The 25,146-nt window shown below is 64.9% G+C and carries 21 protein-coding genes; 9 read left to right on the forward strand and 12 right to left on the reverse strand.

Going from position 1 to position 25,146, the window contains the following annotated elements:
• Nucleotides 1–24: 24 nt before the first annotated feature.
• Complete coding sequence (locus D9V28_RS14120; protein WP_121660387.1) at nt 25–864, reverse strand: ADP-dependent NAD(P)H-hydrate dehydratase; 840 nt, start codon at nt 862–864, stop codon at nt 25–27.
• Nucleotides 865–941: 77 nt separating this feature from the next.
• On the opposite strand from D9V28_RS14120, the gene D9V28_RS14125 reads away from it, so the two are divergent.
• Nucleotides 942–2,042, forward strand: a complete 1,101-nt coding sequence (locus tag D9V28_RS14125; RefSeq protein WP_121660388.1) for an NADH:flavin oxidoreductase/NADH oxidase — start codon at nt 942–944, stop codon at nt 2,040–2,042.
• Here D9V28_RS14125 and D9V28_RS14130 read toward each other — a convergent pair.
• From D9V28_RS14130 to guaB1, 3 genes are all read right to left on the reverse strand, one after another.
• Nucleotides 2,039–3,088, reverse strand: coding sequence for a hemolysin family protein (locus D9V28_RS14130; protein WP_121660389.1), 1,050 nt, complete (start codon nt 3,086–3,088; stop codon nt 2,039–2,041). The two genes, D9V28_RS14125 and D9V28_RS14130, sit on opposite strands and share 4 nt — an antisense overlap.
• On the reverse strand, nt 3,081–4,382 hold the full coding sequence (locus D9V28_RS14135) for a hemolysin family protein (protein ID WP_121660436.1): 1,302 nt from the start codon (nt 4,380–4,382) through the stop codon (nt 3,081–3,083). Before D9V28_RS14135 ends, D9V28_RS14130 begins: the two co-directional genes overlap by 8 nt.
• 142 nt (nt 4,383–4,524) lie before the next feature.
• On the reverse strand, nt 4,525–5,964 hold the full coding sequence (guaB1, locus tag D9V28_RS14140) for a GMP reductase (RefSeq protein ID WP_121660390.1): 1,440 nt from the start codon (nt 5,962–5,964) through the stop codon (nt 4,525–4,527).
• Between the two features lie 136 nt (nt 5,965–6,100).
• Here guaB1 and D9V28_RS14145 point away from each other — a divergent pair, with 136 nt between their 5' ends.
• The 3 genes from D9V28_RS14145 (at nt 6,101) to D9V28_RS14155 (ending at nt 12,721) form a co-directional block, all read left to right on the forward strand.
• Complete coding sequence (locus D9V28_RS14145) at nt 6,101–9,787, forward strand: multifunctional oxoglutarate decarboxylase/oxoglutarate dehydrogenase thiamine pyrophosphate-binding subunit/dihydrolipoyllysine-residue succinyltransferase subunit (RefSeq protein WP_121660391.1); 3,687 nt, start codon at nt 6,101–6,103, stop codon at nt 9,785–9,787.
• A 116-nt stretch (nt 9,788–9,903) separates the two neighbouring features.
• Nucleotides 9,904–10,938, forward strand: coding sequence for an alpha/beta hydrolase (locus D9V28_RS14150; RefSeq protein WP_121660392.1), 1,035 nt, complete (start codon nt 9,904–9,906; stop codon nt 10,936–10,938).
• Nucleotides 10,939–10,999: 61 nt separating this feature from the next.
• Nucleotides 11,000–12,721, forward strand: a complete 1,722-nt coding sequence (locus D9V28_RS14155; RefSeq protein ID WP_121660393.1) for a cation:proton antiporter — start codon at nt 11,000–11,002, stop codon at nt 12,719–12,721.
• A gap of 38 nt (nt 12,722–12,759) precedes the next feature.
• On the opposite strand, the gene D9V28_RS14160 is transcribed toward D9V28_RS14155, so the two are convergent.
• Nucleotides 12,760–13,749, reverse strand: coding sequence for a helix-turn-helix transcriptional regulator (locus tag D9V28_RS14160; RefSeq protein WP_121660394.1), 990 nt, complete (start codon nt 13,747–13,749; stop codon nt 12,760–12,762).
• A gap of 99 nt (nt 13,750–13,848) precedes the next feature.
• On the opposite strand from D9V28_RS14160, the gene D9V28_RS14165 reads away from it, so the two are divergent.
• Complete coding sequence (locus D9V28_RS14165; protein ID WP_121660395.1) at nt 13,849–14,304, forward strand: VOC family protein; 456 nt, start codon at nt 13,849–13,851, stop codon at nt 14,302–14,304.
• 125 nt (nt 14,305–14,429) lie between these two features.
• Here D9V28_RS14165 and D9V28_RS14170 read toward each other — a convergent pair whose 3' ends face one another.
• The 3 genes from D9V28_RS14170 to D9V28_RS14180 are packed head-to-tail and all read right to left on the reverse strand — an operon-like array spanning nt 14,430 to nt 17,575.
• Nucleotides 14,430–16,673 carry an MMPL family transporter gene (locus D9V28_RS14170; protein WP_229728078.1) on the reverse strand — a complete coding sequence of 748 codons (2,244 nt, stop codon included), beginning with the start codon at nt 16,671–16,673 and terminating at the stop codon, nt 14,430–14,432.
• A gap of 54 nt (nt 16,674–16,727) precedes the next feature.
• Nucleotides 16,728–16,970 carry a zf-HC2 domain-containing protein gene (locus D9V28_RS14175; RefSeq protein WP_121660397.1) on the reverse strand — a complete coding sequence of 81 codons (243 nt, stop codon included), beginning with the start codon at nt 16,968–16,970 and terminating at the stop codon, nt 16,728–16,730.
• Entirely contained in the window at nt 16,967–17,575 is a 609-nt protein-coding gene (locus D9V28_RS14180; protein ID WP_121660437.1) for a sigma-70 family RNA polymerase sigma factor, read from the reverse strand. Before D9V28_RS14180 ends, D9V28_RS14175 begins: the two co-directional genes overlap by 4 nt.
• Before the next feature lie 152 nt (nt 17,576–17,727).
• Here D9V28_RS14180 and aroA point away from each other — a divergent pair, with 152 nt between their 5' ends.
• The 3 genes from aroA to bcp are packed head-to-tail and all read left to right on the forward strand — an operon-like array spanning nt 17,728 to nt 20,666.
• Nucleotides 17,728–19,089 (forward strand): 3-phosphoshikimate 1-carboxyvinyltransferase, encoded by a 1,362-nt coding sequence (aroA, locus tag D9V28_RS14185; RefSeq protein WP_121660398.1) that lies wholly within the window; start codon nt 17,728–17,730, stop codon nt 19,087–19,089.
• Entirely contained in the window at nt 19,086–20,147 is a 1,062-nt protein-coding gene (gene rsgA / locus D9V28_RS14190) for a ribosome small subunit-dependent GTPase A (RefSeq protein WP_121660399.1), read from the forward strand. The genes aroA and rsgA overlap by 4 nt, the downstream gene beginning before the upstream one ends.
• A gap of 9 nt (nt 20,148–20,156) precedes the next feature.
• On the forward strand, nt 20,157–20,666 hold the full coding sequence (gene bcp, locus D9V28_RS14195) for a thioredoxin-dependent thiol peroxidase (protein WP_121660400.1): 510 nt from the start codon (nt 20,157–20,159) through the stop codon (nt 20,664–20,666).
• 48 nt (nt 20,667–20,714) lie between these two features.
• Here the strand turns inward: bcp and D9V28_RS14200 are convergent, their stop codons facing one another.
• Entirely contained in the window at nt 20,715–21,065 is a 351-nt protein-coding gene (locus tag D9V28_RS14200) for a hypothetical protein (RefSeq protein ID WP_121660401.1), read from the reverse strand.
• Nucleotides 21,066–21,351: 286 nt separating this feature from the next.
• On the opposite strand from D9V28_RS14200, the gene D9V28_RS14205 reads away from it, so the two are divergent.
• Nucleotides 21,352–21,600 (forward strand): WhiB family transcriptional regulator, encoded by a 249-nt coding sequence (locus tag D9V28_RS14205; RefSeq protein ID WP_090711166.1) that lies wholly within the window; start codon nt 21,352–21,354, stop codon nt 21,598–21,600.
• 74 nt (nt 21,601–21,674) lie between these two features.
• Here the strand turns inward: D9V28_RS14205 and D9V28_RS14210 are convergent, their stop codons facing one another.
• The 3 genes from D9V28_RS14210 to D9V28_RS14220 all read right to left on the reverse strand — a co-directional run bounded on the left by D9V28_RS14210 (nt 21,675) and on the right by D9V28_RS14220 (nt 25,103).
• Nucleotides 21,675–23,168 (reverse strand): sensor histidine kinase, encoded by a 1,494-nt coding sequence (locus tag D9V28_RS14210; protein ID WP_121660402.1) that lies wholly within the window; start codon nt 23,166–23,168, stop codon nt 21,675–21,677.
• Between the two features lie 64 nt (nt 23,169–23,232).
• A complete protein-coding gene (locus D9V28_RS14215) occupies nt 23,233–24,471 on the reverse strand; it encodes a CpaE/TadZ family protein (protein WP_183086545.1) in 1,239 nt (412 codons plus the stop codon).
• A 5-nt stretch (nt 24,472–24,476) separates the two neighbouring features.
• Nucleotides 24,477–25,103, reverse strand: a complete 627-nt coding sequence (locus D9V28_RS14220) for a hypothetical protein (protein WP_121660404.1) — start codon at nt 25,101–25,103, stop codon at nt 24,477–24,479.
• Nucleotides 25,104–25,146 lie beyond the last annotated feature (43 nt).

A 25,146-nucleotide genomic window follows, 5' to 3' on the forward strand; every position in this document is an offset into this window, starting at 1 on the left:
ATGTTGCTGTGAGCTAAAACCGGCTCAGTCCACACGCACCTCAAGCACCCGACGCACGGCATCCGGCAGGGCTTCGGCAATGTCGAGCGCGACGATCGGTCCGCCGCGGGACGCGAGCGTCGCGGCGGTCGCGTGCAGGATCTGAGCGGATGCGGCGAGCCTCGCGAGCACACCGGACTCGAAAACGTCGTCGGCGTGCGTCGCCACGAGCGCGCCCAGCACTCCCCCGAGCACATCGCCAGCCCCGGCGGTTGCTGTCCACGGCGGCGCTCCGGTCACGGCGAACCGTGCACCGAGCGGTTCGGCGATGAACGTCGTGCTTCCCTTGAGCAGAACGGTGACCCTGAGCAGGTCCGCTGCCCTGCTGGCCCACACCGACGGGGTCGTCGCTATGGTCTCGGCGGACACCCTCTCCCCGGCAGCGGCGAGCATGCGCGACAGCTCCCGATAGTGCGGCGTCACGATCACACCGGCGCGGGGCGCGGCTGCCACCATCTCGAGCGCACCACCGTCGGCAACAACCGGTTCGTCCGACGCCAGCGCGTCGGCGAAGAGTGTGCCGAGCAGCCCGAGGTCGCTCGAGTCGGTGCCTGACCCGATCAGCCACGCCTGCACACGCCCCGGCAGGGTGACGACCTCGGGCCGCCTGGCCAGAACGAGGTCTGTGGCATCGCCGAGGTACCGGATCATCCCGAGCCCCGTTCGCGCGGCTCCCTCAACGCCGAGCACCCCGGCACCGGGGTATTCGGCCGAGCCTGTAACAATGCCAAGCACGCCACGACTGTATTTGTCATCTCTTTCGGTGGGCACGGCGACGTACGCTGCTGCATCCCGCTCGCCCCACGGCATCCATTCGCTTGCCATATCTTCACGATAAAGGCAGGTGGGATAAATTGAACAGCTGTAGCGTGCCGAACCGCTCGCCGCTCTGAAGGAGATCGATGCCTGCCCTGTTCGAACCGCTCACCCTGGGAAACCTCACACTGCGCAACCGGATCTGGATCGCACCAATGTGCCAGTACTCGGTCGAGAAGCGCGACGGAGTGCCGACCGACTGGCACCTCGTACATCTGGGCCAGTTCGCGATCGGCGGCGCCGGACTCATTCTGGCCGAGGCGACAGCGGTCAGCCCCGATGGGCGGATCACCGACCGCGACACTGGCATTTGGACGGATGAACAAGCGGATGCCTGGGCTCCGGTCGTTCGCTTCGTTCAGTCCCAGGGCGCAGCGGCCGGTATCCAACTCGGACACGCCGGACGCAAGGCATCCACATTCGCCCCGTGGGGCAGCGACGGACGGCGCGGAACCGTTCCTCCTGTCGAGGGAGGGTGGCAGACCGTCGCACCGACGAACCAGCCGTTTGACGGGTTCGCCGCCCCGCGCGCTCTCGACGATGCAGGCATTGACGGTGTTGTGGCCGACTTTGCCGCTGCCGCTCGCCGCGCGGTCTCCGCCGGCTTCGACGTGATCGAGGTCCACGCGGCGCACGGGTACCTGCTGCACCAGTTCCTCAGCCCGCTCGTCAATACCCGCACCGACAGCTACGGCGGTTCGCTCGAGAACCGTGCCCGCCTGCTGTTGCGTGTCGTTCGCGCCGTGCGGGATAACGCGGCCGACGCCGTGATCTTCGTCCGGTTCTCGGCTACCGACTGGGCGCCCGGCGGCTGGGACGAGGCACAGACCGCGACCGTCGCGCGCTGGGCAGTCGACGCCGGAGCGGACTTCTTTGACATCTCGAGCGGAGGCGCGATCGCTGGGGTGCACATCCCGCTCGAACCCGGATATCAGGTGCCGTTCGCCGCATCGGTGAAGAACGCCGCAGGGGTTCGCGTCGGCGCGGTCGGACTGGTCACCGATCCGGCGCACGCCGAGGAGATTGTGGCATCAGGGCAGGCCGACGCCGTCCTGATCGGCCGCGAGGCCCTACGCGACCCGCACTTTGCGTTGCGCGCCGCCGCCGAGCTTGGTGCAGAGATCGACTACCTGCCCGGGCAGTACGAGCGTGCTCCGTACCCGTCGCCGACGGGAGTCAGCCTCTAACGCCGCTGCGTGGCATCCTGAACCTCACCGACAAGCTCTTCGATGATGTCCTCGAGGAAGAGCACTCCGGTGGTGTCGCCCTCACGGTTGAACGCGCGGGCCAGGTGGGCGCCGGACCGCCGCATGATGGCGAGGGCGTCTTCCAGGTCGGTGTCTTCGAAGATCGAGACGAGCTGCCGGATCCGTTTCGCCGGAACGGGCTGATCGGAGTCACCGTCGTCTTCACCTGAATCCAGGCGGAGCACGTCCTTGAGATGCAGGTAGCCGGATGGCAGTCCCTGCTCATCAACAACGACATATCGCGAGAACCCGTGTTTGGCCACGGCGCGTTCGACGTCGGTCGGCGTGGTGTTCGGCGGCAGTGTGAGCAGGCTCTCGAGCGGGAGCGCAACGTCGATCACCTTTTTGTTGGTGAACTCGAACGCGGCGAGGAGAGCGCCTGTCGAGTCGAGCAACAGGCCCTCACGGGTGGACTGGTCGACGATGTTCGCGACCTCGTCGAGTGTGAATGTGGAGGTTGCTTCGTCCTTCGGCTCGACCCGGAACAGCCTGAGCACACCGTTGGCCGCTGCGTTGAGCACCCAGATCACCGGCTTGAACACGCGGCCGACGAAAACGAGCGGAGGCGCGAGCAGCAGCACGGCCCGGTCAGGCACCGAGAACGAAATGTTCTTCGGTACCATCTCGCCGAAAACAACGTGCAGGTACGACACGAGCAGCAGGGTGACGATGAAGCCGACGGTTCCGACGGCTTCCTCCGGCAGGCCGGTCAGCCCCAGCGGGATCTCGAGCAGGTGGTGGATGGCCGGTTCTGACACGTTCAGGATGAGCAGTGAGCAGACGGTGATGCCGAGCTGGCTTGTCGCCAGCATGAGCGTGGCGTGTTCCATCGCCCAGAGTGCGGTGATGGCGCTGCGTTTACCCTGTTCGGCGAGCGGTTCGATCTGCGACCGCTTGGCCGAGATGACGGCGAACTCGGCGCCGACGAAGAAGGCGTTGCCGATGAGCAGGACGACAAGCCAGGCGATTCCGGCCCAGTCACTCATTTTCGGCTTCTTCCTTCACGGGGTTGGGGGTGTAACGGATGCGATCGATACGGCGGCCGTCGAGGCGTTCGACGCGCAGGGTTCCCGAGTCGATCGAGACGGTGTCGCCGATCACCGGCAGCTTGCCCAGTTCGCTCATCACGAAACCGGCCACTGTCTCGTACGGGCCGTCTTCGGGAACAGTGATGGCAGTGCGCTCGAGCAGTTCGTCTGGGCGGAGGTCACCTGGGAAGGCGATGGAGTCGAGGGTGCGGACGACACCGGCGCGAGTGCGGTCGTGTTCGTCGGCAACTTCACCGACGAGTTCCTCAACGAGGTCCTCGAGGGTCGCGATGCCTGCGGTTCCGCCGTACTCATCAACGACGACGGCCATCTGGAATCCGCGACCGCGGAGTTCACCAAGCAGGGCGTCGAGTCGCATGGTTTCAGGCACCCGGACGATGTCCGACTGCAGCGCTGAGACCGGAACGTCGGCACGCTTGACACGGGGAACGGCGATGGCCTGCTTGACGTGGACGAGACCGACGACGTCGTCCGCGTCTTCGTCGATCACCGGGAAGCGGGAGTATCCGGTGGTGCGGGCGAGTTCGACGACGAGCTGCGCCGAGTCTCCCCTGTGAACAGCTTCGACCCGAGGGCGCGGTGTCATCACGTCTGCCGCCGTGTGGCTGGCGAAGAGCAGTGTGCGGTTGAGCAGAGTGGCCGTGTCGGTCTCGAGGGTTCCTGCCCCGGCGCTGCGGCGCACGAGGCTCGAGAGTTCCTCGGCGGTGCGTGCGCCTGACAGTTCCTCCTTCGGCTCGATGCCGATCGCGCGGAGAATGCCGTTCGCGCTTCCGTTGAGCATCACGACCGCCGGTTTGAAGACCGTTGTGAACAGTGTCTGGAACGGGACGACGAGCTTCGCCGTGTGAACGGGAAGCGCGAGCGCGAAGTTCTTCGGAACGAGTTCACCGATGATCATCGACAGCAGGGTGGCGATGATGATTGCCGCCGTTGTGGCGATCGGCACGACGGTGATCTCGGGAAAACCAATCGCGAGCATCGGCTGCGTGAGCAGGCTGGTGATCGCCGGCTCCATCGTGTATCCGGTGAGCAGTGTGGTCAGCGTGATGCCGAGCTGGGCGCTCGACAGGTGCGTCGACGTGATTCGCAGGGCGGCGATCGTCATGCCAAGCCGGGACTCACCCTTCGCCTGGCGTGCCTCGAGTTCGGAGCGGTCGAGGTTCACGAGAGCGAACTCGCTTGCGACGAAGAGTCCGGTGCCGACGGTCAGCAGAAGGCCGACGCTGAGCATGATCCACTCAAACACTGGTCACCTCCCGTCGGGGGGAAACAACTTGGTGAGCGGCGGGCGAATCAGCAGGAGGGGGGTCGTCCATTGTGTCAGCAAGTATACGCAGCGTTCACCTGAGTGTCCGCCGTATCGCCCGCACGCATCACCAGGAAACGGGGAGCGCTTTGCCCTCGTCGTAACCCGCGGCGGACTGGAGGCCGACGCGTGCACGGTCGCGGAATTCAGCGAGGTCGGATGCTCCGGCATAGGTGAACGAGGAACGCACGCCTGATGTGATCATGTCGAGCAGGTCTTCAACGCTCGGGCGGCCCGGATCGAGGTAGATCTTCGACGACGAGATGCCCTCGGCGAACAACGTCTTGCGAGCCAGTTCGTATGGGTCGAGTCGGCCGAACCGCTCCTGCACGGCCTTGGTTGAGGCCATTCCCCAGCTTTCCTTGAAGAGCCGCCCCGTGGCATCCGACTTCAAAGTTCCTGGCGCTTCGATCGTGCCTGCGAACCAGGATCCGATCATGACGCTCGACGCACCAGCGGCGAGGGCGAGGGCGACGTCGCGCGGGTAACGCACGCCGCCGTCGGCCCAGACGTGAACGCCGAGGTCGCGCGCGGCCTCCGAGGTCTCAAGTACGGCCGAAAACTGTGGTCGTCCGACCGCGGTCATCATGCGAGTGGTGCACATGGCGCCGGGTCCGACGCCGACCTTGAGAATGTCTGCACCGGCCGAGACCAGGTCGGCCACACCGGTTGGTGTGACGATGTTGCCCGCGACGAGCGGGATCTTCAGGCCGAGGCTCTTCACTGTTGCAAGGGCGGTGAGCATCCCCTCCTGGTGACCATGGGCGGTGTCGAGGACCAGCACGTCGACGCCGGCCGCCGCGAGCGCGCGTGCCTTCGCGGCGACGTCACCGTTGATGCCGATGGCCGCCGCGACGCTGAGTCGGCCAGCAGCGTCGACCGCCGGGCGGTACAGCGTTGCCCGAAGCCCGCTCGTACGCGACAGCGTTCCGACCAGGACGCCGTGCCGAAGAACCGGCGCGAAATCCAGGTCAGCTGCGACGAGCAGGTCGAACGCGCTTCTGGCTGTCGTGACGTCTTCGGCGTCGATCGAGGTGAGCTGGCCGTGCAGCAGATCGCCCAGCCTTGCGTCGGGCGGGGTGCTGCCGAGAACTGTGGCCGGGAGACAGCCGAGGTACTCCCCCGACCCCGACCGCACAACTATCCCGTGCCCGGTCAGCGCTGGAGTGAGGGTGAGCGCGTCGGCGACCGTTGCATCAGCGGCGAGTTCAAGCGGGGTGTCGTACTCGACCGGCTGGTCCTTGACCCAGCGAATCGCCGCATCGAGTTCCTGCAACGGCATGTCCTGCGGCAACACGCCGAGCCCGCCCCGCCTGGCAAGCGTCGCCGCAAGCCTCGGCCCTGTCACCGAGTTCATATTCGCTGACACCAGAGGGATCTGCGCTGGAGTGCCGTCTTTCGGAGCGAGCGACACGTCGAGCCTCGACGTCACCTCCGATCGTGAGGGGACGAGGAAGACGTCCGAGTAAGTGAGATCAAACGCTGGTTCCGAACCATAGAACTCCATGTGCACCACGCTACTCATACCGCTCTCGGGCCGCAGCCTTCCTCTAAAGGGATTAGGCTTGATAACTGGATCTGGCAGCGCTTCCCACGGATGTCGCTGCTGTGCTCAATTCAATGGAGAGAGTGGTGGTCTGGCGGTGTCAAGCCAGTTGACCGGTGTGGGAACTGACGACGGTTCGTCGGGAGAATTTGGAGCGAACGAGTGGCTTGTCGACGAGATGTACGAACAGTACGTCGCCGACAAGAACTCTGTGGATCAGTCCTGGTGGCCGATCCTCGAGAACTACTCGCCCGTGAAGGGTGACGCGGCGACGCGAACGGCTCCTCCGGCGCACCCGCTAACCGCGCCGATTCCGGTGATCGGTTCGCAGCCGGCCGCGAAGACGACGTCGGTGCAGCCCAAGGCAGCACCGATCCCCGCAGACGCCCCGCGGACCGAGCCGGCGAAGCCGAAGGCTCCCGCTGTGACGGATGCTGTCGCTGAAGAACCGCAGGACACGGTCCAGCCGCTGCGTGGCATGGCCAAGTCGCTCGCGACAAACATGGACGTCAGCCTCACCGTTCCGACCGCGACGAGCGTTCGGACGATCCCGGCGAAGCTGATGATCGACAACCGCATCGTCATCAACAACCACCTCAAGCGCGCCCGCGGCGGCAAGGTGAGCTTCACCCACCTCATCGGCTGGGCACTCATCCAGGCGCTCAAGGACTTCCCCAGCCAAAACGTCTTCTACGACGTCGTCGACGGCAAGCCGAGCGTTGTGGCCCCCGCGCACGTTGGGCTCGGTATCGCCATCGACATCCCCAAGCCCGACGGCAGCCGCGCGCTGCTCGTTCCAGCCATCAAGAAGGCAGACACCCTGACCTTCAGCGAGTACCTCGCGGCGTACGAAGACCTCGTCTCCCGCGCCCGCAAGAACAAGCTCACCGCCGATGACTTCAAGGGTGCGTCAGTTTCGCTGACCAACCCGGGTGGAATCGGCACCGAGCACTCGGTGCCCCGCCTCATGAAGGGCCAGGGCTGCATCATCGGCGCGGGTGCCCTCGACTACCCGGCCGAGTTCCAGGGAGCGAGCGAGCACACCCTCGTCGAGCTCGCCATCGGCAAGACGATCACGCTGACCTCCACCTACGACCACCGTGTCATCCAGGGTGCAGGATCCGGCGAGTTCCTCAAGAAGGTCCACGAGCTGCTCACCGGCCAGAAGTCGTTCTACCAGGACATCTTCGCGGCCCTGCGCATCCCGTACGACCCCGTGCACTGGGCGCCGGACATCTCCGTCGACCTGAGCGACACCGTCAACAAGACGGCGCGTGTGCAGGAGCTCATCAACTCGTTCCGTGTTCGCGGTCACCTGATGGCAGACGTCGACCCGCTCGAGTACGTGCAACGATCACACCCCGACCTCGACATCCTCAACCACGGCCTGACCTTCTGGGACCTCGACCGCGAGTTCGTCACCGGAGGATTCGGTGAGAAGCGCCAGTCCAAGCTCCGCGACATCCTCGGTCTGCTTCGTGACTCGTACTGCCGCACCATCGGCCTCGAGTACATGCACATCCAGGACCCTGCCCAGCGCAAGTGGATCCAGGAAAAGGTTGAACGCCCGTACGCCAAGCCAACCCACGATGAGCAGATGCGCATCCTCGGCAAGCTCAACGAGGCAGAAGCGTTTGAGACCTTCCTGCAGACCAAGTACGTCGGCCAGAAGCGCTTCAGCCTCGAGGGCGGCGAGTCAACCATCGCTCTCCTCGACGCGATGCTCCAGGGCGCGGCAGAAGCCGGCCTCGATGGAGCCGCGATCGGAATGGCACACCGCGGCCGTCTGAACGTGCTCACCAACATCGCAGGCAAGACGTACGGCCAGGTGTTCCAGGAGTTCGAGGGCACCTCGAAGAAGGCGTCCGGCTCAGGTGACGTCAAGTACCACCTTGGAACCGAGGGCACCTTCCGTGCGGCTGACGGCACCGAGCTGCCTGTCTACCTCGCGGCGAACCCTTCGCACCTCGAAGCCGTCGACGGCGTCCTCGAGGGCATCGTCCGCGCCAAGCAGGACCGCCAGCCCATCGGCTCGTTCTCGACACTGCCGATCCTCGTCCACGGTGACGCGGCCATGGCCGGTCAGGGCATTGTGCTTGAAACCATGCAGCTCTCCCAGCTGCGCGGTTACCGCACCGGTGGAACCATCCACGTCGTAGTCAACAACCAGGTCGGTTTCACAACACCTCCGGGTGAGGGCCGTTCGTCGGTCTACTCGACCGACGTCGCCAAGACCATCCAGGCCCCGATCTGGCACGTCAACGGGGACGACCCCGAAAGCGTCGTCCGGGTTGCACAGCTGGCTCTTGACTACCGCCAGGAGTTCAACAAGGACGTCGTCATCGACCTCATCTGTTACCGCCGTCGCGGTCACAACGAGGGCGACGACCCGTCGATGACGCAGCCGCTGATGTACAACCTCATCGAGCAGAAGCGCAGCGTGCGCAAGCTGTACACCGAGGCACTTGTCGGCCGCGGCGACATCACCGAAGACGAGTACGAGGCATCGCACCGCGACTTCCAGGACCGCCTCGAGCGCGCGTTCATGGAGACGCACGCCGCCCAGACAGCTTCGACACCGATCATCGTCGATGACATCGACCAGGACGGTTACTCAGGTGAGCCAGAGACGACCGGTGTTCCCGAGGCCGTCGTTCAGCTCATCGGTGACGCGTTCAACAACAAACCGGCCGGCTTCACCGTGCACCCGAAGCTGCAGCAGTTGCTGCAGAAGCGCCTGGACATGAGCCGCAACGGCAACATCGACTGGGCGTTCGGCGAGCTCCTCGCGCTGGGTTCGCTCCTCGTCGAGGGCACGCCGGTGCGCATGAGCGGGCAGGACACTCGCCGGGGCACTTTCGTGCAGCGGCACGCTGTGCTCCACGACCGTGTCAACGGTCAGGAATGGCTGCCGCTCGCGAACCTCGCAGACAACCAGGCCCGGTTCTGGATCTACGATTCCCTGCTCTCGGAGTACGCGGTCCTCGGTTTCGAGTACGGCTACTCGGTCGAGCGTCCTGACGCTCTCGTGCTCTGGGAAGCACAGTTCGGCGACTTCGCCAACGGTGGTCAGACCATCATCGACGAGTTCATTTCGAGCGCCGAGCAGAAGTGGGGACAGCGCTCAAGCGTTGTCATGCTGCTGCCGCACGGTTACGAAGGCCAGGGCCCCGACCACTCGTCAGCGAGGATCGAGCGGTACCTCCAGCTGTGTGCAGAGAACAACATGACAGTTGCTCGCCCGTCGACCCCGGCGTCGTACTTCCACCTGCTTCGCCGCCAGGCGTACGCACGGCCTCGTCGTCCGCTCGTCGTCTTCACACCGAAAGCCATGCTCCGCCTCCGCGGCGCATCGTCGAGTGTTGAGGAATTCACGAGCGGCAAGTTCGAGCCAGTGATCGACGACGCGCGGATCACCGACAAGGCAGCCGTGAAGCGAGTGCTTCTGCACTCGGGCAAGATTCACTGGGACCTCGTCTCCGAACTGGCCAAGCAGCCGAACGACGCCATCGCCCTCGTACGCGTTGAGCAGTTCTACCCGCTCCCCCGGGTCGAACTCGACGGAACCATCGCCCAGTACCCGAACGCCGAACTGGTGTGGGTGCAGGACGAGCCTGAAAACCAGGGCGCGTGGCCGTTCATCGCTCTCGAGGCAGCGAAGCACGTGAAGGACCGGTCCATCCGTGTCGTTTCACGCGCGGCATCAGCGTCGCCGGCGACCGGCTCGGCGAAGCGCCATGCTGCCGAGCAGGCTGACCTGCTCTCGCGGGCGCTCACCCTGTAACCAGGTCCCACCAGCACAACGGACGTCGGCTTCTGCCGGCGTCCGTTTTGCGTTGTCGGACGACTGCGCCTGGCGACGTCGGCTTCTGCCAGACTGGGACACAATCAAGGGGGGCCATGTCGTCGACGCAACTTCGATCATCACAATCGTTCGCCACGTCCCGAACCGCGTCGGTGCTCGCGATCTCGGCCGCAACGGCGCTTCTTGTCTCTACTGTTGTATCGGCGACTCCCTGGCCGTCCGCATTGCTGATCCGCTCAGCGTTCGAAGCCGGAGCTCGCGCCACAGTCAAGGAAATGCTGCCGTACGTTCCCTCGTCGGGAATCTCCGAGGAACTCGACGTGGAGATTCCTCTTCCCAGCGGCTCAAGCACTCTCGATGTCTTCACGCCATCGAACGCGACGGGCCCGCTGCCGACAGTCGTCTGGGTGCACGGAGGCGCCTGGATCTCGGGCAGCAAGACCAACGTCGCGCCGTACCTCCGCATCCTCGCCTCACGCGGATACACGACCGTCGGTGTGAGCTACCCGATCGCGCCGGAGACCACCTACCCGACGGCGGTACACGACCTCAACGACACGCTGGCGTACATCACCGAGAACGCCGACGATCTGGGCGTCGATCCGACACGGATCATCCTCGCCGGAGACTCGGCCGGCGCCCAATTGGCCAGTTCCCTCGCGACGGTGACGACCAACCCGGCATACGCGCACCTTCTTGGTGTCACCCCGTCGCTGTCTTCTGAGCAGCTGATCGGCACCATCCTGCACTGCGGCGTTTATGACCTCGACGCCATGGCCGACCTCAACGGCCTCACCGCGTGGGGGTTCAAGGTCGCACTCTGGGCATACACCGGCACCAAAGACTGGTCAGACACCTACGCGGGCACAACAATGTCGACCATGGATTTTGTGACAGACGGCTTCCCGCCGACGTTCATCAGCGGAGGAAACGGCGACAGCCTGACCTGGATCCAGTCCGTTCCCATGAGCACCGCGCTCAAGAGCCAGGGTGTCGCCGTGACAGAGCTGTTCTGGCCTGCCTCCCACGAGCCGGCGCTTCCCCACGAATACCAGTTCCACCTCGACTTCGAGGAGGCGCGCAGCGCACTCGACGACACAGTGACGTTCCTCGACCGCCTGACCCGCTGACTTCTCGCCGAATTCCACCTCCGACCGGGAGTTGTGACGGGCACCCCTCTACTCTGGGGACATGGAATACGCCCTTCTGGGACTCTTCGGCGTCCTCGCCATCGTTGTGGTCGCCAGGTTCGCCCCGAAACTTGGAGTCGCCAGTCCGCTCATCCTCGTCGTCGTCGGTATCGGCACGAGCTTTGTGCCAGGCGTTCCCGAGATCGTCGTCCCGCCTGAGCTGATCCTCTCGGTGGTGCTTCCCCCGATCCTGTACGCGGCGGCCGTCAACGTGCCGCTCGTCGATTTCCGCCGCAACCTCAAGGCCATCACCGGCCTCTCCGTGCTGCTCGTCATCGTCTCGGCGCTCGTCACCGGCTTCGCGCTTCACCTGATCCTCCCCGACCTCAATCTCCCAGCGGCCATCGCCCTCGGAGCTGTCATCAGTCCACCGGATGCTGTCGCTGCGACATCGATAGGAAAGCGCCTTGGTCTTCCCCCACGGCTGGTCACTGTCCTCGAGGGCGAGGGCCTCGTGAACGACGCCACAGCTCTCGTGCTGCTGCGCTCAGCAATCGCCGCGTCGGCCGGAGCCGTGTCGCTCGGGGAGATCGCCGGTGAGTTCCTCTATGCGGTCGCGGGCGCCATCGTCATCGGCATTGCCGTCGGGTTCGCCACGGTCTGGGTGCGTTCCAAACTCGATGACCCCGTCCTCAACACCACAATCTCCTTTGTTGTGCCGTTCCTGGCGTTCCTCCCCGCTGAAGAGTTGAACGCGTCGGGTGTGCTGGCCGTGGTCGTCGCCGGACTCATCACCGGTCACAACAGCGCGAGGTATTTCAGCGCACACGACCGCATCGCCGAACGGCTCAACTGGAGAACCGCGCAGTTCGTTCTCGAGAACGGGGTGTTCCTGCTCATGGGCATCGAACTGCGCACCCTCATCGACGAGGTTGAAGCTGACGACCTCAGCGTGCCGGCCGCGATCGGACTCGGCATCCTTGCCAGCGTCATGCTCGTTCTCATCCGCACACTCTTTGTGATTCCGCTCGTTGCCCTGCTGCGGCACGACCAGCGGCGCGCGAAAGCCCAGGGCCGCTACCTCGACTCAGCGCTGCGCCGCCTCGACGACCCGAAAATCGAGACGCCGGTCTCACCCGAACGAACCGTCCGGGTACGTCGATTCCTCACGCGGAAGCGCGCCGACGTCACTTTCCTCACCGAGGAAGGCCTCGGCTGGAGGGGCGGAGCCGTTCTCGCCTGGTCGGGAATGCGCGGCGTCGTCACGCTCGCCGCGGCGCAGTCGCTGCCAACCGACATCCCCTACCGTCCGCAACTCATCCTCATCGCATTCACGGTGGCCGTCGTCACCCTCCTTGGTAACGGCGGCACCCTGCCGCTCCTCATCCGGAAGCTGCGCATCACCGGCTCCGACCCCGCCGCCGACAGGGCGGAACTCGCCGAGCTGATCAGAGAGGTCAGCGCTGTCGGGCTCGCGACCCTCGATAACCCCGAGCTTCGTGTCGAGAACGGCGGCGAGTTCGAGCACGATGTGATCGAACGCGCACGAGCAGACAGTGTCATGCGCACCGAATCTGTCGCTGAGCTGCGCACCGGAGCGCCAGGGCCATACCAGCAGCACCGCACACTGCGCATGCGGGTGCTCGAGGCCGAACGCGCGGCGCTTCTCGACGCCAGAGCCACCGGTTCATACAGTTCACGGGTGATGGAACGGGCGCAGACGATCCTCGACCTTGAGGAGTCCCGACTGTCGCAGCTCAGTGGCCCGATCGACAGGCACTGAAACCGGCACCCCGGTTCTCTTTGCGCCGATCCCGCTCGCTAGGTTCGGGTCGGGCCGGTCTTGCTGGTCGTTGCGTACCGCTCGGAAAGCGTGGCGAAAGCTGCGGCGAGCTCGGGTGGATTGACAACCTCCATCGGCACTTCGAACCTCCCGAACGAGGCGGCCAGGGCTCCCCAGGACCAGGAGCCTGCGTCGAGGCTGCAGGTGTGCTCGTCGATAGCCGTGACCGTGCCGTCGCCAGCGAAAGGGAGGACGTCACGGGCGGGCGCGGAGAGAATCACGGTGCCGCGGCAGGGCCAGTCGTTGACGTCAGCACCCTGAAATCGCGCTGAGACGAACTCGTTCACGTCGCCGCCAGGCACCGTGCGCTGGGTGAAGCGAGGTCCGTTGGGTATGCGCGGATGGATCCGCTCGACGCTATAAAGCCGCCAGTCGTCGCGCTCAAGGTCCCACCCGACGAGGTACCACCTGCCGTGAGAAGTGACCAGGTGATGCGGCTCAACGCGGCGGGGCGGGAGCGGCTCGCCGGTGTCGGCCGCCTCGCGAGTTGCGTAATCGAAGCGAAGGATCTCTCGATCGCGGATGGCGTTCGCGAGGATGACGAGCACGTCGAGTGAGATCTCCAAGGGTGCCGCGTCACCGGGGCGGCCGATCGCCGTGACCTCGAGCGCATCGAGTCGGTGTCGGAGCCGCGAGGGCATCACCTGACGGATGGTGCCGAGGGCGCGGATTGCGGCTTCCTCGATTCCCGCGCCGATGGCGGGGGCCGCTTGCAGGGCGATGGCAACGGCGACGGTCTGGTCGTCGTCGAAGAGGAGCGGTGGCAACTCGCTGCCGGCGTCGAGGCGGTATCCGCCGTCCGGACCCATGGTGGCCCGGATGCTGTAACCCATCTCTCGCAGGCGGTCGATATCTCGTCGGACCGTGCGATCGCTGACGTCCAGCCGGGATGCCAGGAGCGATCCTGGCCAGTCCCGCCGGGTTTGCAGGAGCGACAACACCCGAAGCAGTCGTGAAGTCGTCGTCATGTTCTTGACTTTACGGCCGGTCTAGGACAGAACGCGTCCTACTCGCCTGCGATGGTGAAGACATCGACCCGATCGGGCCGAAGTTCACAAGGAGCACAGATGACCATTCAGGCGACCACCCACCTCAACTTCCGCGGCGATGCACGCCAGGCGCTGGAGTTCTACCAGTCAGTCTTCGGCGGGCACACCGTCTTAAACACGTACGCAGACTTCGGCATGCCGGCCGAGCTGCCCGGGTCCGACAAGGTCGTGTTCGGGCTCGTCGCCGCGGAGAACGGCTTCCGGGTGATGGGCTACGACATCCCGGGCGAGACTGAAGGCCCGATCGCCGGCGGCGGCTCGACTCGCCGCGAGAACAACACCACGGTCACCGACCAGGCACTGTTCATCTCGATCGGTTCCGACACCCTTGATGAGCTCCGGGGCTACTGGGACGCGCTGGCGAGAAATGCCGTCATCGTCGAGCCGCTGGCCGCGTCGGCGTGGAGCGCCGGGTTCGGCATGCTGACCGATCGTTTCGGAGTCACCTGGACTGTCAGCGTCACCGCTCCCTAAGTGCTCCTTGGTCGCGGCGCGGGTCTCATCCGACTCGCGCCACGACCCCGGCCGTTCACATGATCACCATCCCGAAGGAATAGCTGTGCACCGCGGTCCCTGTCCAAGACAGCGTCGTTTCTCGATCAGCTCTCGCGGTCGGCGGGAACACGGTCGTCGCTTACGACAGGTGCCGACCGGTCGGCCGAGTGGATGCCACGTGACAGCTTGCTCGGCCACCAGATGGCCCGGCCGATGTCGTAGCTCAACGCCGGAACGAGGAGCGAGCGTACCAGGAACGTGTCGAGGAGCACACCGAATGCCACGATGAACGCGATCTGGAGCAGGAACAGGATCGGAATAACGCTGAGCGCAGCGAAGGTCGCCGCCAGCACGAGTCCTGCCGAGGTGATCACGCCACCTGTGACGGCCAGGCCACGCAGGATGCCCTGCTTGGTGCCGTGCTTGCCCGACTCCTCTCGCACCCTCGTCATAAGGAAGATGTTGTAATCCACGCCGAGGGCAACGAGGAAGACGAAGCCGAACAGCGGAACAGAGGGGTCAGCCCCCGGAAAGTCGAAGATGCCGTTGAACACCCACGCCGAAACCCCGAGCGCCGCGCCAAACGACAGCACGACGCTGGCGATGAGCAACAGCGGAGCGACGATCGAGCGCAACAGGAGCATGAGAATGAGCGTGATCGCGCCGAGGATCAGCGGGATCAGGAGGTTCCTGTCGGCGATGGCCGTGGTGTTCGAGTCCAGGGCGATGGCCGTTGTGCCACCGACGAGCACCGGTGCGTCCTCGGTCGAAATGTCGGCAAGCTCAGCGCGCAGGTCTACCACGACGTTTTCGGCTTCGATCGAGTCGCCAGCGTCGAGGAGTGTCGCCGAGAGCAGCACGTTTCCGTCGATGACCGTGAGCTCGGGAACAGGGGTTCCCGGAGGCCCGAGCGGCTGGACGCCGTTCTCGGTGACCGGGAGTGATCCGGACGGGGAATCCGCGGAGAGCACGGTCAGCGAGTCGACACCGTCGGTGGCAAGCACCACGTCGGAGACGGCGTCGAGCTCGTCCTCCGGCGCGATGATGACCGTCGGCGAACCGGAGCCGGCCGGGAAGTGGTCGGCGAGCACAGCCTGGCCGTCGCGGGCCTGTGATTCGCCGAGCACAAACTCGCTCTGCGCGATGCCGTCTGCCTTGAGCTGGAACATGCCGAGGCACATCACACCGAGCAGCAACACGCTTGAGATCCAGATGGCACGCGGACGGCGCGCGATGAATCGCGCGAGCGCCGGCCAGAGACCCTTTTTGTTCTCGGCGACGGGGTTATCGTCGACCGGCTTGGCCTTCGGTTTGATCGGCCAGAATGCAACCTTGCCCGCCCAGTACAGCAGCGCGGGCAGAAGCGTGAGCGACGACAGCAGGGCGAACACGATACCGATCGACGCAACAGGCCCGAGCGACTTGTTTGAGTTGAGGTCGGAGAAGAGCAGAAGCAGCAGGGCCGCGATGACGGTTCCGCCCGACGCCAGGATCGGCTCCCACGATCCCTTGAGCGCGGCCCAGGTCGCTGTCCACTTGGTGGGCTGGGTTGCAAGCGACTCCCGGAACCTGGCGATGTAGAGCAGAGAGTAGTCGGTCGCCGCTCCGATGACGAGGATGAACAGGATGCCCTGGGTCTGCCCGCTGAGCAGCAGAATTTCGGCACGAGCGAGCTGCACGACCACGAGGATCGCCGCGCACAGCGCCGAGAGGCTGGAGAACAGCACGAGAACGGGAAGTAGTGGCGACCGGTACACGACGACGAGGATGACAAACACGGCGCCGAGCGCCACGAGCAGCAGAAGACCGTCGATTCCAGCGAACGCATTGGTGAGGTCCGCTGCGAGCCCGCCGGGCCCGGTGATTGCCGCGGTGAGCCCGTCGACGGCGTTGTCGTCGAGGACTGTGCGGAGCTCCCCCACCGTGTCTGCCGTCTTGACGTCGGTGTCGAGCACCATCACGACCTGGGCCGCTTCGCCGTCCTCGGACGGGATGGCTGGCGAACTTTCTTCGGGCAGCACCCCGTCGAGGGTGCCGAACTCGGTGACGATGTCGTCGATCGAGGCCAGGTCGCTCTCGGTGAGCCCGCCGTCGCGTTCGAAGACTACGATCGCCGGAATCACATCATCGTCGCGGAACTCGGCCTGGAGTTCCTGGACCTTCGTTGCCTCTGCGCTTGCGGGCAGCTGCTGCGACTGGTCGTTCGTACTGACCGCGCTGATCTGGCCGAAGCTTGCTCCGCCAGCCCCGAAGAGCCCAAACCAGACGAGGATAAGGGCAGCGGGGATAAGAATGCGCAGCCACACGGGCACACGCGACTTCCGGACGGGAGCAGGGGTCTGAATCACACACCCAACGCTACGGGGCGAGGCAAACCGAGTGCGTCGTCCGAAAGTTGGAACCTAGTGTGTTGCCTGCACCGCACGGAGCCGCTCAAGAACGTGCTCGCGCAGGTCCGCGGGCGCGGTCTCCTTGCATGCCCGCTGAACAGCATCCGTCAACGTCTTCGCGAGAAGCGCTTCTTCCTGGCACGACGTGCAGTGCTCGAGGTGCTCTCGAATATCTGCGGCATTCGTCGAGCACACCTCGTTTCGGAGGTACTCCTCGAGATCGCGCTTCGCCTGGTCACATCCGCAATCGGTCATTTTCGTGCTCCTGCCGGGCGGGTGTCGATACCGCGCTCGGTTGCATAGTCGGCCAACAGGTCCCGCAGCATCCGCCTGCCTCGATGCAGTCGGCTCATAACGGTTCCGATGGGGGTTTTCATGATGTCGGCGATCTCCTGGTAGGCAAAGCCTTCGACGTCAGCCAGGTACACCGCCAGTCGGAAGTCCTCAGGAATGGCCTGGAGGGCATCCTTCACAGCACTGTCCGGCATGTGATCGATTGCCTCGGCTTCGGCCGACCGTGATGACGACGCCGTTGTCGACTCCGCACCACCCATCTGCCAGTCTTCGAGGTCATCGATCGTGCCCTGGTATGGCTCGCGCTGCTTCTTGCGATAGATGTTGATGTACGTATTCGTGAGAATGCGGTACAGCCACGCCTTGAGATTTGTTCCCTGCGTGAACTGCCCGAAGGCCGCGTAGGCCTTCACGAACGTCTCCTGGACGAGGTCCTGCGCATCCGACGGGTTTTTCGTCATGCGCATGGCAGCGCCGTACAACTGGTCGATGAACGGCAGGGCCTGTTCTTCGAACAGCGCACGCGGGTCCGGTTCAGGGGTTGGGGTATCGTCCACGGTGGTCATCAGAGGCAAGTCTACGGCCGCCGGTTCGAGACGACGCTCGAGATCGCGAAGAACGTCGCCGGTGACCGGCACGTCTGTTGCTCGCTCGAGTACGTAACTTGTCATTATCGAAATGCCTCCAGGACTGAAATGGCCGATACATTAGAGAAACAATGCTTGAGTCTCAATATTCCGCACCGGAGTTCGACATCTACGGCGACCGCCACCAGCCCGCCGGAAACGAGCCGTGGCCTGCCCCTCTCGCGGCAGGCCCGATTTCGGCTGTCGTCTCACTTCCAGGCTCAAAATCGCTGACCAACCGCGAGCTTGTGCTTGCCGCCCTGGCCGATTCGCCCTCTGTCCTGCGTGCGCCGCTGCACTCGAAGGACAGCCAGAACATGGTCGACGCTCTGCGGGCGCTTGGAACAACGATCACAGATACGGATGCCACTGGCGAGTTTGGTCCTGACGTGCTGGTCACGCCGGGAGAACTGACCGGTTCAACCACTGTTGACTGCGGCCTCGCCGGTACTGTGATGCGTTTCGTCCCTCCCGTCGCCGCACTCGCTCTCGGGCCAACAACTTTCGATGCAGACGACTCCGCTCGCGGCCGTCCGATGACAACGCTCATCTCCTCACTCCGCGACCTCGGCGTCGACATCAACGACGACGGCCGCGGATCGCTGCCGTTCACCGTGCACGGCACGGGCAGGGTGGCCGGAGGGACGCTGACCATCGACGCGTCCAGCTCAAGCCAGTTCGTCTCGGCACTCCTTCTGGCTGCGGCACGGTTCGAGACCGGCCTCACCCTCACTCACGAGGGCGAACGCCTGCCGAGCCTGCCGCACATCGACATGACGATCGCCGCCCTCGCCGCCCGCGGGGTGACCGTCACTTCGCCAGCACCAGGCACCTGGCGGGTCGAGCCAGGCCCCATCGCCGGTCTTGATGTCGACATCGAACCCGATTTGTCCAACGCCGCACCATTCCTCGTCGCAGCCGTTGTGACCGGCGGAAGCGTGACGATCCCGCGCTGGCCAGCCGAGACCACCCAGGTCGGCGCCGAATTGCTCGAGCTGCTCCCGAAGTTTGGCGCCGAGGTGGTTGTCGACGGCGACCGGGTCACCGTGTCAGGAACCGGCCGCATCTCCGGCGTCGACCTCGACCTCACCACGGCAGGCGAACTGGCACCACCCCTCGTTGCGCTGGCGGCCCTCGCCGACTCGCCATCCACCATCACGGGCATCGGGCACATCCGCCACCACGAGACCGACCGCCTCGCCGCACTCGCCACCGAGATCAACAAGCTCGGCGGTGAAGTGACCGAACTCGAGGACGGCCTGTCCATCGTTCCGAAGCCGCTCACCGGCGGCCTGTGGTCGAGCTACCACGACCACCGCATGGCGACGGCTGGCGCCATCATTGGACTCGTCGTTAAGGGCGTCTCGATCGAGAACATCGCCACAACGGCGAAAACCCTCCCCCAGTTTCCCGAACTCTGGACAACAATGCTGGCCGGAGCCGTGTCCCGATGAGCTGGTGGGACACCGGCGAAGACGACGATGAGCCGCAGTTCGACGAGTCGTCGATTCGCGTTCGACCGAACCGCAAGGGCAACCGCCCGCGAACCAAGACTCGCCCCGAGCACAACGACGCCCAGACCGCGCGCGTTCTCGCCGTCGACCGCGGCCGCTACACGGTGCTGCTCGATGAGGGCACGAGAAAAGAACGCCGGATCACGGCATCCCGTGCGTCTGAGCTGCGCAAGCACGCCGTCGTCAACGGCGACCGTGTCGACGTTGTCGGTGATCTGTCCGGCGACGCAGGCACCCTGTCCCGCATCGTCCGCATTGTCGAGCGCACCACGCTGCTCCGCCGAAGCGCCGATGATTCCGACGAGGTCGAGCGCGTCATCGTGGCAAACGCCGACCAGATGCTCGTTGTTGTGGCCGCAGCTGATCCGGAACCACGCGAGCGACTGGTCGACCGGTACCTGATCGCGGCGCTTGACGCGGGCATCCGTCCGATCCTGTGCATCACCAAAACAGACCTCGCTGACCCGTCCGACTTCCTGCGCAACTTCGCCGGGCTCGACCTGCTTGTCTTCACCAGTGCGACAGATCGGATGCCACTGGCCGAGATCACCGAGGCGCTCATCGGTCACGACACGGTATTCGTCGGCCACTCCGGGGTCGGTAAATCCACACTGGTCAACGCCCTCGTCCCAACCGCACAGCGGGCGACAGGTCACGTCAACGTTGTCACAGGTCGCGGTCGCCACACCTCATCATCGACGGTGTCGTACCGGATCGAGAATGACAACGGAACAGGCTGGGTGATCGACACTCCTGGTGTGCGCTCGTTCGGGCTCGGCCACATCGACCCGGCGAACGTGCTCAAGGCATTCACTGACCTGGCCGAGGCGGCGGAACGTTGCCCGCGCGGCTGCACACACCTGCCTGACGCGCCGGACTGCGCCATCGTCGAGGCCGTCGAGGCAGGCGAACTCGGAGAGACCGGTGCAGCTCGCCTTGACTCGCTGCAACGCTTGCTGGCCACCTTCGCGACCCGCGCGGCCGTTCGGGATGCCTAGGCTGGAACCATGACGAATTCAACTTCACCCGAACCCACACAGTCCGATGCTTCGGTTCGCCTCTCGGCTGGCGACGCAGCACCAGCGTTCACCCTCACCGACTCGGAGGGCGCGTCGGTCTCACTGGCCGACTTCGCCGGCTCGAAGGTCATCCTCTACTTCTACCCGGCGGCCATGACCCCCGGCTGCACCACCCAGGCCTGCGACTTTCGGGACAGCCTCGGTTCGTTGCAGGGCGCCGGCTACACGGTGCTCGGCATCTCGAAGGACAAGCCTGAGACGCTGAAGACGTTCGCCGAACGTGATGCGCTGACCTTCCCGCTGCTCAGCGACCAGGACCTCGACGTGCACCAGGCGTATGGCGCGTACGGCGAAAAGAACTCCTACGGCCGGATTCTCACCGGGGTGCTCCGCTCAACCTTCGTGATCGACGAGAGCGGTTCGATTGAGCTGGCGCTCTACAACGTGAAAGCGACCGGACACGTTGCGTCGCTGCGGAAGAAGCTGAAGATCGCGTAAGGCGTCCGCGCCAACGCCGCCCAGAGCATCCGTTCGCGAATTCGACAACTACTCGACGTCCGGGCGCCGCAGAATGATCATCACGCTTCTCGTGAACAGCAGGATCAGCGCGATCACCGATGGAACGAGGATCGCCCAGCCCCACGCCGGCTGAGCCGTTACCCCCTGGAACGCTCCGACCGCGATCGCCAGTTGCACGAGCTGCCACACCACAGCTGCGCCACGGCTCCACGGGGAGCGTCTGGCCAGAGCGACCGCGACAGCCGAAACGAACACGGCGGCGATCACAACGAGCACCGTCAGGGCGATTGCGCTCGCGACCGATGCGGCAGGCTGCGTGAGGATGTCGAAGACCAGCACGAGGACGAGAGCGACCAGTGCGAGAGCCTCCAGGAACAAAATCCCGGTGAGGAGCCGAATTGCGAGAGATCCTCGGCTATCGGGTGGAAAATCGGAAATTGTAGACCCCTCGTGTGTCAGAAATGTGTCTGGAACGTTATTCACAGGTTTATCGCGCTTAAATCTATTGCTTTGATTCGACCGTTATGCGAACATAATGAAGGCCCGATTTGCGGTTCACAAAGAGGTGAGCAGATCCCATCGTGTGATCGCCCTCTCAGATTACGGGCCCGTTTCCATTTTCGACCATATCGGTCGCTTACCCGCAATTCTAAGGAGCATCCCCATGGACTGGCGCGACAAAGCCGCTTGCCTCACCGCAGACCCGGAACTATTTTTCCCGGTCGGAAACACGGGGCCAGCCGTCGACCAGATCGACAAAGCGAAGGCCGTCTGCGGTCGCTGCACGGTGACCGAGATCTGCCTGCAGTACGCGCTGGAGACCGGCCAGGACTCGGGTGTGTGGGGCGGTCTTTCCGAAGACGAGCGACGCGCGCTCAAGCGTCGCGCCGCTCGCGCACGTCGCGCTTCCTAAGCTCACGAAAAGATCGTTGCCCCTCTCCTTTCGGAGAACGGGCAACGATCTTTTTTATGCCTGTCGAGCGGATGCTACGTGCGTGAGATCCAGCGGAGGGGCACCTCAATGGTGACCTCGGTTCCGGATCCGACCACTGTGTGCCAGTCGATCGTGCCGCTCAGTTCACCCTGAATGAGTGTTCGGACGATCTGGGTGCCGAGACCTGCGCCCACCTTGCCTTCCTGCAGTCCAACGCCGTTGTCGCGGACCAGGACAGTGAGTTCGTCGCCCGACCGGTCGGCGACGATCTCGACCTCGCCATCGCGCCCGGCGAGCCCGTGCTCAACGGCGTTGGTGACGAGTTCGGTGAGGGCAAGGGCCAGCGGAGTGGCGTATGCACTGGGCAGCACACCGAACTCACCGGTCTTGTGCGGGTGAACTGTTGTGTTGTGGCTCGACGCGACCTCGGCGATGAGCATGAGGACGCGTTCGAAGACCTCGTCGAAGTTGACGTCCTGGGTCAGGCCCTCCGACAGGGTGTCGTGCACAACGGCGATCGCGGCCACACGCCGCATCGCCTGGGACAGCGCCTCACGGGCCTCGTCGTTGTGCGCCCGCCGCGCCTGGATCCGCAGCAGCGAAGCGACGGTCTGCAGGTTGTTCTTCACACGGTGGTGGATCTCCCGGATGGTCGCATCCTTGGTGATGAGTTCGCGCTCCTGGTGGCGAAGCTCGGACACGTCGCGGCAGAGCACGATCGCACCGGCACGTTCACCGCGGTGACGCAGCGGGATGGCGCGGAGCGACACCGTGACACCGCGGGCCTCAATGTCCGTGCGCCACGGGGCGCGACCGGTGACGACGAGGGGAAGTGACTCGTCGATGACCTGTTTGCTCGGAAGGATCTGGGTTGTCACTTCGGCGAGGGACTCTCCCTCGAGCTCGTCTGCGAACCCCATCCGGTTGAACGCGGAGAGGGCATTCGGGCTCGCGAACGTGGTGACCCCGTCGACGTCGAGCCGAATGAGTCCGTCAGACGCACGCGGCGCTCCTCGCCGTGGGCCGGTTGGCGCTGAAACGTCGGGGAAGTCGCCGGTTGCGACCATCTCAAACAGGTCGTCAGCGCACTCGTTGAAGGTCAGTTCCTGGCGGCTGGGGGTGCGAGCTTCGCCGAGGTTGGTGTGCCTGGTGAGCACCGCGATCGGCATCGGCGCGTTCTCGGGTGACGCCGATCCGAGTCGACGCATGACAGGAACCGCACGAACGCGGGTGGGGGTTTCTTCGTACCAGTCCGGCGCCGTTGAGTCCGCGATCCGGGCGTTCTCGAATGCGTCACTGACCTGCGCACGCCACTGGGCTTTGATCGGCTGGCCAACGAAGTCACGGTAGAACAGGGTGGCCGCGCTCGACGGGCGGTAGTGCGACACCGAAATGAAGCCACCATCCTTGGCCGGAACCCAGAGCACGATGTCAGCGAACGCGAGATCGGCGAGGAGTTGCGCGTCACCGACGAGCATGTGCAGCCAGTCGACATCGGCTTCGGTGGAGCGCCCCTGGGCGAGAACGAGGTCACTGAGCGTTGACATTTGTCCAGTCTATGCGGGCCACACGCGCGCATTTGTCGCCGGAACCGTCCTGTATAAGGAGCGCCTACACGGCGGTCGCTCGGGCGAGAGCGTGAGCACGCCTGCGGGACCGGCGGGTTACCGGTTGCTCAGGGGGCGGCAGGATGTGATCGGTCGCGAACCGACGCACAGCGGCAAGTGCGGCCGATTTCGGGCTGGCGTCGCGCAGTGCTTTGCCCGCGAGCAAAGCGGCATCCGTCGCCTTCTCATCGTGCGGGAGAAGAACTGGTTGACCGATGCCGCCGAACCGTTGCAGCGTCGCTTTCACCTGCCCGGACGGGTTCAGCCCGATGGCACCTGGGCGGACCTTGTTGATAATCGTTGTGATCGGAACACCCGCCGCCCGGTCGAGGAGCTCGGCGTGCGCCCGCAGGTATCGGGCGAGGCCAATCGGGTCGGCGGAACCAACGGCCAGAATCTCGTCCGCTGCGTCTAGGCACGCGAGTGTTGCTGCGTTGCGCCGGGGAGCGAACAGGTCACTGGAGATTTCTTCGTCGTTCTCGAAACTGAACCCGGTGTCGATCACGACGTAGTCGGCCCAGTCCCGGCAGGCGTCGAGCGTGCGCCGCACCCGCTCAGCGCTGAGCTCGGGCCAACGATATGACCGGGTGATGCCTGTGAGAACGTGGAGGGCTCCGCCGCGGACGGGATAGGACTGGCTGACACGTTCCAGCTCCGCCCTGCTGAGCCCGTTCTGCCCGGCGAGCCGGCAGGCGGCGGCGAACCCGGGCGACTCGTCGAGCATGCCGAGCGCTGGTGCGATCGATGCACCGTAGGTGTCGGCGTCGAGGAGGGCGACAACACGACCGGATGCCGCCAGTTCGGTGGCGAGAGTGATGGCCACGGTGGTTCGGCCTGGCGCGCCGGCCGGCCCCCAGACCGCAAGGATCCGGCCAGGACCGCTCGACACCGGCGTCGGTGCAACCACTGCTCCTCCACGCACCAGGGCGTCGATTTCGTCGAGCGGAGCATCGGCGGGAAGGACCTCGTGCAGGTGCAGCGCCTGACCATTGTGCGCGGCGGCCTCGGTGGCTGCGAGGGCGACAACCCGGATGCCGTGGTCGTCACACCAGGACAGCAAACGAGCGGTGAGCCGTTCGGGCTCTGCCGAGACGAGCAGTACGGCCGCATCGCTCTCGGCCAGCACCGCAATCGGGTCGGCGTGTTCACCGATGCGCGCTGCCACAGTGTGCCCGCGCTCGACCAGGTCGGCGATGACTCGGTCCTCTGTGTTGCCGTCGATGGCGAAGGCAAGCGCGACCACCGGTCTCACCTGCCCGTCGCCGGGACGACGGAGATGGCGTCTTTTCCGGCCAGGGCGGCGAGCACAGAGGCCACCTTGCCCTTCGGGACGAGGATCTCGACGTCCTGGCCGCCAGCGTCCACAAGTCCCTGTTGTTCAACCACCCGTACAACCGATGCTCCAGGAACCAGGACGACGGGAGGGGCGAAGGTGCCATCGTCCTGAACCTGCGCTGACCACACGTCGATGAGCGAACCGGCGTCAATCGATTCGGGGAGGGTGGACGTCGAACCGACGACGATCGCGCTGACGTTGACCGTGGCATCCGTCGCGACAGCCGACTGAGGAAGCAGTTCACCCTTGAGCACTGTGCGGAGGACAACCAGGCCGTCCTCTGGGATGGCGCCGTCGGCGACGTAGTGCGTATCCGCCTCGCCGAGCCGCACGTGCGTGAGGGTGAGGTCACCGTCACGGACGACGTCTCCGACGCTCAACGTCGTTCGGGCCAGGTAGACGGGCGTCGAGCGATCGGCGGACTGGACGACCAGCCAGACGCCGACGATCGACACGAGAATCAGTGCGATCCCGACGACAAATCGTGGGTCGAGCCGAATGCGCGAGCGTACTGGCGTGAGGGTCGCTGCGGGGTCCATTCATCCTCCGAACGAACGGTCGGACACGCGGGGTTGCGTGGGT

The organism is Mycetocola zhadangensis (assembly GCF_003668565.1).
GTDB lineage: Bacteria > Actinomycetota > Actinomycetes > Actinomycetales > Microbacteriaceae > Mycetocola_A > Mycetocola_A zhadangensis.